At 44.1% G+C, this 14,073-nt stretch carries 14 protein-coding genes; 6 read left to right on the top strand and 8 right to left on the bottom strand.

The window, feature by feature from the left end:
- Positions 1 to 231: 231 nt before the first annotated feature.
- Positions 232 to 3,114 (bottom strand): phycobilisome rod-core linker polypeptide, encoded by a 2,883-nt coding sequence (locus SB752_RS09930; protein WP_410715514.1) that lies wholly within the window; start codon positions 3,112 to 3,114, stop codon positions 232 to 234.
- A 257-nt stretch (positions 3,115 to 3,371) separates the two neighbouring features.
- On the opposite strand from SB752_RS09930, the gene SB752_RS09935 reads away from it, so the two are divergent.
- The 5 genes from SB752_RS09935 to SB752_RS09955 all read left to right on the top strand — a co-directional run bounded on the left by SB752_RS09935 (position 3,372) and on the right by SB752_RS09955 (position 8,338).
- On the top strand, positions 3,372 to 3,554 hold the full coding sequence (locus SB752_RS09935; protein WP_103110529.1) for a hypothetical protein: 183 nt from the start codon (positions 3,372 to 3,374) through the stop codon (positions 3,552 to 3,554).
- Between the two features lie 123 nt (positions 3,555 to 3,677).
- Positions 3,678 to 4,130 carry a MarR family winged helix-turn-helix transcriptional regulator gene (locus SB752_RS09940; protein WP_410715515.1) on the top strand — a complete coding sequence of 151 codons (453 nt, stop codon included), beginning with the start codon at positions 3,678 to 3,680 and terminating at the stop codon, positions 4,128 to 4,130.
- A gap of 87 nt (positions 4,131 to 4,217) precedes the next feature.
- On the top strand, positions 4,218 to 5,636 hold the full coding sequence (locus SB752_RS09945) for an alpha/beta hydrolase family protein (protein WP_410715516.1): 1,419 nt from the start codon (positions 4,218 to 4,220) through the stop codon (positions 5,634 to 5,636).
- A 170-nt stretch (positions 5,637 to 5,806) separates the two neighbouring features.
- Complete coding sequence (spoIIP, locus tag SB752_RS09950) at positions 5,807 to 7,561, top strand: stage II sporulation protein P (protein WP_410715517.1); 1,755 nt, start codon at positions 5,807 to 5,809, stop codon at positions 7,559 to 7,561.
- A gap of 351 nt (positions 7,562 to 7,912) precedes the next feature.
- Positions 7,913 to 8,338 carry a DUF2935 domain-containing protein gene (locus SB752_RS09955; RefSeq protein WP_410715518.1) on the top strand — a complete coding sequence of 142 codons (426 nt, stop codon included), beginning with the start codon at positions 7,913 to 7,915 and terminating at the stop codon, positions 8,336 to 8,338.
- Between the two features lie 115 nt (positions 8,339 to 8,453).
- Here SB752_RS09955 and SB752_RS09960 read toward each other — a convergent pair whose 3' ends face one another.
- From SB752_RS09960 to SB752_RS09985, 6 genes are all read right to left on the bottom strand, one after another.
- A complete protein-coding gene (locus SB752_RS09960) occupies positions 8,454 to 9,041 on the bottom strand; it encodes a DUF421 domain-containing protein (RefSeq protein WP_410715519.1) in 588 nt (195 codons plus the stop codon).
- Positions 9,042 to 9,181: 140 nt separating this feature from the next.
- On the bottom strand, positions 9,182 to 9,595 hold the full coding sequence (locus SB752_RS09965) for a hypothetical protein (RefSeq protein ID WP_410715520.1): 414 nt from the start codon (positions 9,593 to 9,595) through the stop codon (positions 9,182 to 9,184).
- Between the two features lie 67 nt (positions 9,596 to 9,662).
- Positions 9,663 to 10,337, bottom strand: a complete 675-nt coding sequence (locus SB752_RS09970) for an O-methyltransferase (RefSeq protein ID WP_410715521.1) — start codon at positions 10,335 to 10,337, stop codon at positions 9,663 to 9,665.
- An 87-nt stretch (positions 10,338 to 10,424) separates the two neighbouring features.
- Entirely contained in the window at positions 10,425 to 10,952 is a 528-nt protein-coding gene (locus SB752_RS09975; RefSeq protein WP_410715522.1) for a tetratricopeptide repeat protein, read from the bottom strand.
- Between the two features lie 119 nt (positions 10,953 to 11,071).
- A complete protein-coding gene (locus SB752_RS09980) occupies positions 11,072 to 11,242 on the bottom strand; it encodes an asparagine synthase (RefSeq protein WP_103110522.1) in 171 nt (56 codons plus the stop codon).
- 94 nt (positions 11,243 to 11,336) lie between these two features.
- On the bottom strand, positions 11,337 to 11,996 hold the full coding sequence (locus SB752_RS09985) for a CPBP family intramembrane glutamic endopeptidase (RefSeq protein WP_410715523.1): 660 nt from the start codon (positions 11,994 to 11,996) through the stop codon (positions 11,337 to 11,339).
- 371 nt (positions 11,997 to 12,367) lie between these two features.
- Here SB752_RS09985 and SB752_RS09990 point away from each other — a divergent pair, with 371 nt between their 5' ends.
- The gene (locus SB752_RS09990; protein WP_410715524.1) at positions 12,368 to 12,859 is read left to right on the top strand and encodes a M20/M25/M40 family metallo-hydrolase; all 492 of its coding nucleotides are present in this window, start codon (positions 12,368 to 12,370) and stop codon (positions 12,857 to 12,859) included.
- A gap of 197 nt (positions 12,860 to 13,056) precedes the next feature.
- Here SB752_RS09990 and SB752_RS09995 read toward each other — a convergent pair whose 3' ends face one another.
- Positions 13,057 to 13,908, bottom strand: a complete 852-nt coding sequence (locus SB752_RS09995) for a nucleotidyltransferase domain-containing protein (RefSeq protein ID WP_410715525.1) — start codon at positions 13,906 to 13,908, stop codon at positions 13,057 to 13,059.
- Positions 13,909 to 14,073: the final 165 nt, after the last annotated feature.

The following is a 14,073-nucleotide window of genomic DNA, read 5'->3' on the forward strand; positions in this document are numbered from 1 at the left end:
CCCCTCTAAACAATCGTTTAAAAAGTTACTTACAGAACATTATGAAAGGTTGCACGTAGTTTGTAAATAAAAAATATTCTATCATAACATAAATAAAAATATTTGTCAAGGAACACTTACTGCAGGTAAAGATTAAATTTTTGTGGTGAATCATACAAAAAAGCCAGTTAACACAGGAATTAGTGTTGAACTGGCTTTCATCATTTTAGGGATCGACAAGATAAGCCGAAATCATTCTTCGATACTGAAAGCAGGAATGACAGTTGTCCATCCAGTCGTCCAATGCTTATACATAACATCCTCTGACTTGTTGTGGTCGTCGTTGATTTTATCAATAAAGACTTTCCCATCCTTATTTCGGTAACCAAACAAATAAACGTGCCCATCTCGATAGAAGGGAGATATGCTCGACCATCCGCTCGTCCAATCTCCTGAGCCATGTGACTGGGTTCCAGAAAGGTCATCGTTTACTCTGTCTATGAAATAATGTCCATCACCGCTTCTATAGCCGAAAATATAGACCTTTCCATCTGTTCCGTAGAACGGCTTTACAATGGAATACCCCTTTGACCAACGCTTCCCTGAGCTGTAAGACTTGAGCCCAAACCCTGTTTCGTCCCACTTGATTTGGTCGATAAAATATTTTCCGTCTGAACTGCGATAACCGAACAGGTAAACTTCATCGCCTATATAGAATGGACTCACGCTAGACCAGCCTGTAGTCCATCTACCCTTGAGTTTTGTGTTCGTACCTTGTAGACCATTGTTCAATTCGTCGATGAAAAAATCACCGTCACGCCCACGATATCCAAACAAAAATTGTTTATCTTTCATTTGGAACGGTTGAAGAATCGACCAATTCTTCGTCCAGGTCTGTTTCCATACCGATTTCGTACCGTCAAAGTCAAAAGTATATTGGTCGATAAAAAATTCTCCGCTATGCGCCTTATAACCGGCCAAATAATTGGCTCCTTGGAAAGTAAAGGGTTGTACAATCGTCCAGTTTTTCGTCCAATGATGACGCCAGATTGGAGAGGTTCCCGTTACCAGATTGGCGTTGATATGGTCGAGTGCTACGGTCCCTTCGTGCTCTTTGTACTGGAACAAGTAAACGCCTTGTTCAATCCGATTTCGTCCAGGCGAAGGAACCTCCCAGTCACCAAAACGTTCCTGGTACTCTTTGGAAGCCACGATTTCTTTGACGGTGTTTTTCCAGCTTTTTTCGTCTCTGAAGTTTGGCCATTTCGCATATTCGTAGTCACGTGGTTTTCTGCTGAGGAGGTGGCTGATCATGTTAAAAATGGCGGTTCGCTCGTCTACATTGATAAACGATTTCCAAAACTCCTCAGAGGTAGCCTTCTGGATGATGACATCCCTTACAGTCGAGCCGCTTAGGAATTGCCCGCGAATGTCTTCAATTTCATGGGCAGAAGCTTCTCGCTGCAAAATCTGTTTGAAGATACGCTGAATGAGGCCATTCATATCGACTAGCCAGCCTGTGCTCTGTAGGGCATAGCGAACGCCGCTGGCATATTTCTGTGCTCCTTTGACGTGAGGATGGCCGAGAGAAGCGATCTTGGTTTTCGCTCTGCCGTGACCTACACTTTTTCCCCACTTGATGGCATCCGCGAATCTCTCTGCTTGAACCGGGTCTTCCGGTTGTAGAAAGGGTGCTAAACCCCATAGAGAAGTGTCATATGCTAACACAGCGTTCTTTTCTTCATAACCGCACTTCGCCACTTGTACACGATCTGAAAACTCGTTTGCTATCTCTTGTAAGCCGGCATTCATTTTTCGCGCGAATGTTTGACAATTGGCGATCATTTGCTGCTTGATGGTCCGAAGTGAAGCGAGTTGATCCGAAGAGGCGGTGAGAGTATCTTCCGTATCTTCCTCAGCAATCTCTTCAAGCTCCTCCAGCTTTTCTAATAATCCCAATTGGTTTAACTCGTTATAGAGCATGGCAATATGATGGTCCTCGATTTGTTCCAACGTAAAATTCTTGAGGATTTCCTCGTTCATGACGATATCCGGCTGAGCGCTTGCTGCGATCATGGAAGCGGAAAGATCAGCTTCCGACGTAAAATGATCCCGAAATAAACCAAGAATTTTGAGGATGATCGGATTCGAATACCTGGAAATGATTTGATAGTAGTCCGTGATCAGGATTTTTGCATTTGGGTACTGCTTTAGAGCAGTCAATATCATGTCTCTCGCCCGTGTAACGGCTTTTTCTGTCTGGTCAATAATCCATCCTTCAGAGGAGAAGGGCGTACAAATGGTCACGGGTCCCAAGTCATTGATGCCGCCATCGATCAGGATCAGATCGACTTTTTCAGGCGAGACATGGTGCCAGCGAGGCAGCTTGATCGAAGCGCTTTTGACTTGTTCGTGGACGGAGGGATATGAATAATTGACTTCACCTGGAGGAGTAGGCTTCCATAGATTTCTTTCATCATCTGCACGCACGACATATTGATTTTCTCTGAATGTATCATCGTCGCTGATCGGCTCAATCGTTGCACCGGAATGAGCGAAAACAAACAGATTCGTAGGACACTGGGTAACGCTTTCTAGCCATTGCCGGGTTAAGTATGTAAACTTGTCCTTGTTATATAAGCCTTGACCCCAGATGATGGAATCGCCAAAAGCTACTATGTTCAAAGGCTCCCCGCGATGTTCAATAACTTCGAGTGAAAATTGCTCACGGGCAGTTGCTATGTTGGTTTGTGCTCCCAATTTGTTTTTTTGATGGATGTCGACGGTAAGATAGTGACCAGTACGAGTTTTTAACGTGATAATGTCGTTATTCGTGATGATCCCAGCGTTTCCATTTGCTCGTTCAATAATAAAGGTTTCCTCTCCAGACCCCCATAGGCTGAGCTGGACTCCGTTTCCTCCTCCTTGTAGCGGGTGAAGATAAAGACTGTTTGCGGTGCGAATGACGATTTTTGAACCGTGGACAATAGTAGGTCCATCAACACCGACAAGCGTATACACTTCCATTTGGTCAAATCCGGTACCAGATGCATACAGCTCCGTATTGGTACGATCATACTGCAAGCTGCCTTTCAAATATTTACCGGATTGAACTGACTTTAGCCAAACCTTCAAGCCATGCACTCCCCTTTTCCAAAAATTTGAAGTCAAACCACGGTTCATTGTACAGGATGGAAGATGCGAAGACAGCTAACTTTCGTTAACCTAATTTTTCGGCGGTAAATGTGAAAAGAATGAAAAGATGACAAGAGAATGGAAAAATGTATTCAGCACAAGGGAGTTCCTTCCGATACTAATCAAGAGGCAAGCGATGGGGGAGTGGCGTTCTAAAAGCCACTGCACGCAATTAAATGGAAGTAGGAGAGGATCGTATGCTAGAGGTAAAAAAGCTCGTTTTCCATTTTTCAGAAGGTGATACGGTTACCGTTAGAACGTCTGAGCCAGAAGAAATTATTCAAATGATCGCGAATCAAAACGACGGTTGGCTTCAATATGATGACATTGTCATTAATGTAAAAAATGTTTCCTATATTCGAATTCAAGCGGATCAGTAGACGAAGCTTGAGGAAAATGCCACTCACAAAAGGGTGGCTTTTTTGCTTGGAAAACAGAATTGACAAGCTGGCAGGAAGCTTCTATATTATAATTAAGTTAACTTAACTATTAATGGTGATGAAATGAACAGAGAAGAGCTTACTGCCTTTGTCCGCGAGATAAACGGTCTTGATTATGCGTGTAATACCATGTTGACGGAAGAATATCACGCCTTGCTGGATGAGAATATCACCAATAGCCAAATCATTTTGCTGGGGCATATTCATCAGCGGGGACGTCTTCTCACGGGTGAGCTTTCGAAGATCATGAACATTACGCCGAGTGCTGTCAGCCAAAACCTCAATAAGCTGGAGAAAGCCGGCTACATCAAGCGTTCCATTAACCCGGACAATCGAAGAGAGATTTTTGTTGAGCTGGATAATGCAGGAATCAAGTATATGGAGAACAGCGAGAAAATTGAACTCTCGATTATTGATCGTTTTTATTCCAAGCTGGATGTTGAAGATCTAATAAACCTGAAGGGAATCTTTTCAAGGTTCAAGGCAATCATTGAAAAAGAGAAAACGCAGAAGTAGTTTCTCTTTTTTTGATTAATAGTTAAGTTTGATTAAATATTATCATTACTTAATAATGAAGAGTGGTCAACGAGGGGGATTACATACGTGAGACTGTTTGAAGTACTACTGCTTATCGCAAGCATGTCGCTATTGTGGCAAGTGATCTGGCTTCGGAAAAGGCCTGGTGTCATCAGCCTGCGAGGTGCACCACTGCTTCTGCTCATCATCTGTCTTTGTCATCTCATCATCGAGGGCGGGCGCTGGCAAATGGCTCCCGTGTATGTCAGTGTATTGCTTGTTTTGTGGAAGTACGTGGTTTGGAGCCTGCAGCGTACGCCAAGCGAAAGGACTGGAATGCGTACACCGATTTTGCTTAGTATCGTCGCGCTTCCAGTTACTTTGATAGCAGCTGTGTTGCCTGTTTTGCTTCCCGTATTCTCGTTTGAAAAGCCGACGGGTCCGTATCAGGTTGGGACCGTAAGCTACACATGGACGGATACTAGCCGAACAGCTGTTGACGGAAAGCCGAGGAGGGTGAAGACACAAGTCTGGTATCCGGCAGCAACGGACAATTCGTCGATAGAAGAAAGGTACATTTCAGATTTACCCGAATTTTCGGCGGTGCTGCATAAGCGTTATGGACTGCCCTTGCAATGGCTCCGGTATATAGATTTAATAAAGACAAATGCCTATAGTAATGCGTCATTTGCACCTGATCTGGAGAAGGCGCCTTTGCTTTTCTTCTCTCATGGAAATATGCTCGGAGCACGATTTACGAATTCCTTTCAAACGATCGAGCTGGCAAGCCATGGTTATGTCGTTGTAGCCGTGGAGCATCCGGGAACTGCTCTGCTTACGACGTATGCGGACGGTACATACGAGGTGTTTACAGACACATCCTCCCACCTACCTATGGAATATCAGGTGCAAAATGAAGCCACCATCCCGATTATCAATGAACAGACAAAAGATATTGTATTTGTTCTCGAACAAATGAAGCGCATGGGTGAGGAAAATGCAAATAGCCCCTTGATCGGTAAGATCGACTTTGCAAGGCTCGGAGTGATTGGGCATTCACAGGGGGGAGCTGCTGCTGTAGACGTTTTATACAAAAATCGGGCATTCCAAGCTGCAATCAATATGGACGGATATATGTATGGAGAAGCTCATTCAGAAGCACTGGATCGACCAGTCATGGTACTACAAGGTGGCTTTGAAGTAGAGGAACTGGCATCGCCGCCCGAAATGGAACAGATCGAACAACAAAGAAGAGAGCACGTGCTGGCGAACAAAGGAAGCATCCTCCATCTGGAGCAGGCAGGTCATCTGAGCTTTACAGATATCCCACTCTATTCACCACTCATCGAGATGCTTAGTCCAAATATAGTGGAGCAGCACAAAATCATCAATGAAGCAACGCTGTGCTTCATGAATCGACATCTGAAAAAAGACCAATCTGCTTCCTGCAAGTATCTCCCACAGAAATATGCAGGGGTTCGCTTGCAAACTGTAGGCATGCAGTGAGGTGGAAATGATGAAAATCCCATGTTTTCAGGCGTGGGATTTTTTGATTGTGTGCATTTTGTCAAGAAAAAATGTCGCAGATTGAAGGAATATGTAACTCAATCGAGAACCTTTTACTGACAGGATGTTATTTCCAGTCATATCGAGTCGAACAGAGAGGAACGAGGCTGTTGTTTTCACGAAAAAAAACCATCATTGCTGCTGTTTGTTCCCTGGTCTTGTTGATGCCGCTGTCGTCTGCTCACGCTGCTACGCATGTCGAGGTAACTGTTGATCAACTGAATATACGCAGTGCTCCGGATACCACCACGCAAATCGTCGGAACCATCACAAAAGCTACAAGACTGCCAATCGTTAAGCAACAAAACAACGGCTGGACACAAGTGAAGCTGCCGAATGGAAAGACGGGTTGGCTGAACAACAAGTATGTCAAGATGATAGATGTGCCAAGAATCATCTATGTAAAGAGCACCGCCGACATGTTGAATGTTCGGGCTGAACCGAATGCCACTGCGCAAATATTGCAGATTATCGATCAAAAAGGTGTTTTCCTGCAAGTGAAGAAACAAGGGGATTGGGCACAAATCAAGCTGTCCAATAACACAAACGGGTGGGTAAATGCCCGATTCTTAGCGGAAACGTCTGCACCAGCACCGAGCCCGCCACCTACCCCGAATCCGGTACCGACCCCAACCCCAGCTCCTACACCGGTACCAGTGCCAGTACCAGAACCACCTCCGTATATACCTCCAACGGATACAGGGAATGGGCAAACGGCAAATACTCTTGTTCTGCAAGAATGGCACGAAGTCTATGTCGAGCCTAATATTTTGGGTCAGGTCGTAGGGCAGCTGAATGCAGGGACAGCGGTCACTCATTATGGTTATGCAGACGGCTGGTACACGATTAATTTCAATGGTACCTACGCATACATTTTCAAGCCGATCGGTCAGGAAAATCCAGCTCCGGGACAAGTTGGAGACTTTCCGGGCAGCTACGATCCCCCGGTCGGACAAGCAGAAGATCTCATTCGAGTAAGGAATGCGGATACGAATTTGCGTAATGGTCCAGGGACCACGTATGCGGTTGTTGCCACAGTTCAACCCGGACAAGTGTTTCCAGTCGTTCAGGAACAAGGAGATTGGTATTTAATCCGATTGGCTGACAATTCTACCGCTTATATTGCTGGCTGGATCGTTGATCGAGTGTCTTCCAGTACAGGTCAGGCAGGTAGTGGGGGAACGACATCTGGAGTCGGCTACAACCAAGGAATGGTTGGCAATGAGACCGTTTATATTTACCACACCCATAACCGTGAGTCGTGGCGTAATATTGCGAAGAACCAGCAGGGAAGCTCAGTAGATGATCCAGAGATCAACATCACCTTGGTTGGAAAACGACTTGGCGAGCTGTTGCAGGCTAGAGGTATTCCATCGATGGCCAATCAGGACGATTTTGCCAAGAAGCTGGCTGAACAAAAGAAAAGCTACTCGATGTCCTATACAGAATCGTACAAAGCGGTCGCTGCAGCTGCCTCAACAAGCCCTAACCTGAAGTACATTTTCGATATTCATCGAGACAGTGATGAGCCGCGCAGCAAGGTAGCAATTACCCTGAATGGCAAGACGTACTCACGGATGCTGTTTGTGATCGGAACGGCGAATCCAAACCATCCAGAAAATAAACGGCTGGCCGAAAACCTGCATGCCCGACTGGAAGCTTCCTATCCGGGCTTGTCCCGAGGAATTATTTTGAAAGGGACGAATGAAGGAAATGGCGTGTACAATCAGTCTATTTCCGGTGGAGCCCTGCTTCTCGAGTTTGGGGGAACGAACAACACCCTGGAAGAGTGCTACAATACAGCAGAAGCATTTGCCGATGTGTTAGTCAATTACATGCTGGAATCACAAATTGCCTTTAAGTAATAGCACGATTCTTCTCGCAGTCTTTGCGGGAGGGATCGTTTTTTCTAGGTGAGGAGCCGTAATCTCTAGCTTCTCCTAACTATAGGTAAATGTACCTATATATACTTGTAGTCATGAACATGAATATCATCTACTATAATAGTATTCACGTATTTTCTTTACGTACTACCCCTTACGTAACCCCATTCGCCTTTGAGCGAGTGGGGATTTTTTTTTAGTTAAAATTACAGAATTGCAGGGCAAAATCAAATTTCCTGGGGCCTCTCAGTTGCTCGAGGGAATTTGTTAACCTCCTGGGCGTATGCGCATAGGCTACAGTGGAAATCGAATTTCGTGGAAAGGGGAATAGGTATGCGATTTTATTATGGAGAACAAATGCCACTACGGATTTTGGATGAGGGCGAGTTTTGGAAGCTTCAGGAGGCGGAGCATACGGAGGTGATACGGGCGCTTGTACCCAATCTGGAGCCCCAGTTTGTTCAGGCACTGCAAGCCTGGGAACAGGCTTTGTCACAAACTCAAGCCAAGTTTGTTCAATATATCGAAACTGCTGTCCGAGGTGGACAGTATCTTCGGCCAGAGTTTTACAAGGACGTGCTGGATCTTGTGCAGTTTGCTTTACAAGAAAGCGAACAGTTTATTTTGTTGCTAAATCAGTTGGGTACCGAGAGCGAAGCATTGAAACATAATCCAACGGCCATCACGGTTTTGAACCACATTCGCCGCGAATCGGAGTATTTTATCGGGATTGCCAAAGCGCTGCTGTACGAGCAATAGACAACAGATTGGTCAGGTATTCCGGTAGCTGGGGCCAAAACGGGAAACTGGCCATCGAGAATAGCATCAGGACCATCGATGCCGGTTCAGATTATTTGGATGTAACATTATTAGCCTACTGGAGATTGGTTGGATGTGGATTTTGATGTCCATGTTGAAGCTCTGTAAAAATGTTATTTGGTAAAATGGGCTCAGTATTTGGTATTCGATTCTCAAGAATATCGATTAACCTTTGTATATCTTCTTTCGTAGCAGGTTGCTTTTCCAATTTGAGTTGGTACCCTAAGTTTCCACTTACTTCAATTGTCGCCCATTCAACGTCTGAAATGGTTGATATGCCAGCTTGTCGTAGTCGCATTTCAAGCTTATCAGCTGTTAGCCTGAGTTTGCGCATATTACCTTCAAGCAATTGCCCATCTTCAATTACAATAACTGCCTTACCAGTAATAAAAGTTTCGAATCCGTTAGATTTAATCTCAAGGTATTCCATCAATATCATGACGATGACCAAAACGGCTGCTAATAGAAAAGTAGGCCAGTAACCATTACCGGTTATCGGTTGAATGATCAAAGTACCAAGACCGATCATTACAATAACTTGGGCCATAGTCATTTGAGAAATTGATTTTCTACCTGCGATTCGTAGCAAAAGAGTACCGAGTACAATTACTCCTACGCTCTGCCATATAAGAACCCAACTCATGTTATTACCTCCATGGTTACAAACTCATGTTAGGTTATCCAATTTGTGGGCGAAAAATATGCGAAACACTCAATTAAAGTAAGGCTATCTTTGTCAGAAAAAACGGAGCCATCATCAAACAGCTGGGTTCGTTTACGTAGCTACATGCTTTTTGCTTTGTGAAAACTGGTGAGAACCGTATACCCTAGTGCAATTCCACTAACGATGGGAAATTCCTTATACCGAAGTAAGACAGATACATAGTCCCCGAGTGGCGTGTAGTAATGTAATAATACAGTTGCCCCAAAGAGAGCCGGCAATCCGATGGCAAGGCCTTTTACCCAGTCATACGTCCATTTTCCAGCATTTTTTCGCTCACGAAAGAGGTGAGGGATGGCGAAAAGTATACCAAGCAATATTGGGTATAGGGAAAGGTACACAAAGTATGAAAGGCGATCAAATGACATCTTAGCCTCCTCAAGCATTACACGGTCAAACTCAACCAAAACCTGTAATACCAGACCGATCAGCATGACAAAGCCAAAGTATTTACCAAAACGAACAAGTCCTTGCATACTCTCGCCTCCCATTGTAAAGCAAAACCCATCTCCTAAAGTAGCGGGACGGGTCTGCACAAAGTGATTATTTCTCGTCAGTAACGACAGCAATAGCGAAGCCGTCGTACCCTTTACTTCCAACTGTCTGAAGTGCTGTGGCACTTACGCGAGGCTCAGCCGCGACGAGCTCGGTAAAGCGACGAACTCCCTCTACGCTAGGGTCAGTGCTGGTTTCATCCACAACATTGCCGTTTCGCACTACATTGTCAGTGATGATCAGACTGCCTTTTCGGGAGTGATTGAGCGCCCATTGGAAATATTCCGAGTTGCTCTGCTTGTCTGCATCAATGAAAAACAAATCGAAAGGTCCATGTCCTTCTGCGTCCAATTGAGCAAGAGAGTCCAACGCGTGGCCAAGGCGAATTTCAACAACGTGATCGAGTCCGGCCCGTTCGATATTTTTTCTCGCTACTTCTGCGTGCTTGGGATTGGACTCCAGAGTGATTAATCGGCCACCCTGGGGAAGCGCTCGAGCGAGCCAGATGGTGCTATAGCCGCCTAGTGTGCCGATTTCCAAAATCGTGCGGGCTCCTTGGATCGTAGCAAGCAGATTCAGCAGCTTTCCTTGGTTAGGAGCAACGTCTATGGATGGGAGGCCAGCATCGGCATTATCCTGCAAAGCAGCATCCAGAATCGGGTCATTCGGTAAAAGCAATTCGGAAAAGTAACGATCGACAGCTGTCCAAGTTTCTCTAGACATGTAATCAACTCCTTTGCATTTGACAAGAATAGTATAACAGTTTATGGAAAAAACAATAGCAGGAATGTTCCCAACAAAAAAACGAGTCTACCAAGTCTGATACAAACGGTCCCGATAATAGCGGATCGCACGGCGATAAAGCTGTATGTGCTCGGAAGACGATGTCTCAAGCAGGCTATCCAGCAGGAGCTGCACAGAACCCTCGTAGTCTTTGGCGTTATATTTGGCGAGGGACAGAAATACGCGCAAGGAATGATCTTCGGGATAGAGGGAGATTCCTTTGGTTAACAAGGATATCGATTTTTCAACCTGTCCAAGACAACGATATGTACTGCCAAGTCCTAAATAAGCTCCGCGAAGGTCCTCTACGTCCAGCGTACCCAGGGTGATAGCGGTCTCGTAGTAAGGAACGGCCTCAGCCTCCAGTCCTAATCGATCGTGAGCAGCTGCGCATTCATACATCACTTTTGCATCGGTAGGATATTCTCGTGCAAGCTGAATCAACTCTTGTCTTGCTGCTTCCAGGATGGAGGTAAAGCTGTCCTCGTCGGTTTGACGGATGGAACGTGCCGCTTCTATTTGGCTTAGGATATGTTGCAGCTTCTCAGTAGGCATCCAGTCTATCTCCTTTCGAAGGCATCATGTCTTTTACTTCCTCAGTTTAACAGGAAAAGAAATGCTTCCATAGTTTTGAAATGAGAAACCGGGTGAGCCATATGCCCACCCGGTTTTACCTACCTGTGCTCAATCAGGTCGATCGCGCCAAGAACGACGTGTGCGAGTCCAAAGCCTACGATTGTGTTCGTCAGTGTCGGGCTCACCTTTTCCGTGTTTTTCAAGGCGTAACCAGTTGCTGTAACAATAGTCCCTAGTACCGCCGGGATTAATCCCTCACGAACCTCCATATTGTCACAACCTTTCTAGACATAGTAGGTATTGTCATAGCTTCCTACCAAATTGACATTTTTATACATCCAAAAAACTCCTATCCGATTCGTCTTACGAAAACCAATTCACATAAAGAAATCCAGTGAATGCGAAGAAATTTGTCAAAACGTGAGAGGTAGTCGTAGGGAGTATCGTCTTATAGCGATAGGCGTACCAGCCCCATAGTAATCCCATGAACAATGCCCCACCTACAAAGCTGAGAATTCCGCCCTCCATTCCTGAGTCTTTTGCCAAAGCTGGGGCGAGATGCCACAGTCCAAAACAAATCGTAGGGTAAAGAAAGCCAAACAATCGGCTGTGTGGAAAATAGGCTGGAAAGACACCGCGCCATAGGCGTTCCTCCAGCGGCGCATTTATGAGCGCAAACAACAACGCAAGGAGGGCAACCTTCCACCCTGCTGCTGGTATGTATGGCAAAAATGCTGCAAATAAAGTGGCAATTGCGGGCAGTGCAATAAGAGTCATGCTGATTCTATGCGCCCTTTTAGGAGAAGCAGCCTTTGGTAATGACCATAACCCTGCATGTGCTTTCTTGTAGAAAAGGAAAGAGACAGGGATGCACCATACCAACCAGTACATGACATAGCCTAGCAAATAACCGATTGTGTCTCCTAAATAATGGACGAGCAGCTGAAAGAAGACGATTTGCAAAAGGATGAGAACAGGAGGTATGGCGATGAGCATTTTTTGTTCTTTTGACCAGGAATTCATAAAGTGATCCCTCACATATGGAAAATTTATCTAATTCCAGAAACGATAAAATTAATAATGCCCACGAGTATGAGAAAGCCAAGGAAAACGACGAGCCCGTAGCCTACATACAAGATGAACTTATCCGGACCGTGATTATTCATGACTAATGCTCCTTTTTGAAAATAGAAATGGAATTCCAAAAATAGTTAATTGCTTAGACTATACCATAAAAAAAGGGGATGTATACGAAGAAAGGAAATGTAGTCAAAGGGTAAATTGACTAAATAGATTGACAATTATTTATGCAGTAGATAAGCTGGATCTAAAACGCGTTCATAAAAGAAATGCATTCACAACAAAAGCTCAAAAGAGGGTGCCAGGATCACAAAATGGGAACAGCTTGTCAAAGAGCAGCTGCCAGAAGCCACGATGATTGCGGAGAAAATCCGGTGGTTTACGCGGTTTTTGAGCCGGGACCTAAAGGGAATCCAAACAAAACGATCTTGTTTTATAATCACTACGATGTGCAGTCACCTGAACCGATCGAGGAATGGAGCTATCCACCTTTTGGAGCAGAGATTCATGATGGAAAAATGTATGCGCGCGGTGTTTCTGACAACAAAGGCGACCTCATTGTTCGCTTGCAGGCGATTTCCATCTTGCAAAAAAATGGAGGCTTGCCGTGTCGTGTCAAATTCCTGATTGAGGGAGAAGAAGAGATCGGCTCACCGACCTTGGAAAAAGTGCTGCAAAAGTATGCAGGGTTATTTGAGGCAGACGCTTCTGTATGGGAATGGAGTCAAAAAAACAAAGAAGAGAAGATCGAGATCATCATGGGCGTAAAAGGCATGTGTTACATGAAGTTGGATTGCGAAGATTAAACATTGCTTATATGAATGCATTGAAAATCCTAGAAAAATTGTATTCATTAATCAATCTCTACATGATTGAGATAGATGATAATATGATTAGAAAGCTCTACAGCTATCAAAATAAATAATTTTACGAAAAAAGTACATAGCTAATAAGCTGTGTACTTTTTCCTTTGTAAAGCCGTTATCTCAGCGGGTTGCACCGTTTAATTAAACAGACCTTTACGTTTCACTAGATGATCTGTTTCATGAATCAGATCATGTAACATTCGTAAAGCCTTCTCTAAATCGTCTTGGTCTTCTGTGACTAAAGTCAATATGTTATTTACTCTGTAGGAATAATTGCTTGGCACCAGGCTAAATGAATCGGCGATGGCTGCAGCTCCTTTTTCGTTCATCCAGTAAGCTTCGTTAAGTGCAAACAAAACCTGATTCAAGCATGAAACTGACCTAAAACAACATCCAGCGATATAAGATACATCTTTTTTATAGATACCTTTTCTGCCAATCTCTAGAGAGAAATTTGCCTCCCATATAAATTTTTGAATGATCGCTTTTTGCAAAACATGTGAGTATGGATTTGTTCTGGTCTTCATTTCTCCAACAATACCTGACGGATCCCATAACACCTTGCACAATGCTATTTCAGCTAAATATATCGCATTGAGAAATCCATGAGGATGCCCTGGTTGATAGTCGATTGTGATATCTCCCGAGAGGCATTGTTCAATTACTTTTGATACTTTGTTCTGATCACGATATAAAAAATCAACCGGTTTTTGATTCACTTTTAGCCAAGCGCCACCATTAATCCACGGTCCCCAGCCATTGATTTCTGTTAGTAAGTTGTTTCTATTATCGTCATCCAAGATGGAGGTTACCCGACGTAGCTGTGCAATGTCTAGCCCATTGTTGGCATTATAATAAATACCGATATCAATATCAGAGTTGGGATTTTCAGTTCCCCTAGCTCTTGAACCACCTAAGACAAGAGCACTCACACCGTCAATTTGTTTTAAACGATCAATAATTGTTGAAATGATAAATTGCACATCCATACCTCTCACTCCATTCAATTATGACTAAACTTACTTTTTCCTTAGAAATTGCAAGAGGTGTCACTCCGCTTCGTATTCAAAAAAGAATAAAACAGAATTTTTATAAAACTTGTATAAATTCATCGTTTTAAAGCGTTAAATTTATCTGAATATTTATACAAAATG

The sequence above is a fragment of the Brevibacillus sp. SIMBA_040 genome (assembly GCF_046535075.1).
In the GTDB taxonomy this organism is placed as follows: Bacteria; Bacillota; Bacilli; order Brevibacillales; family Brevibacillaceae; genus Brevibacillus.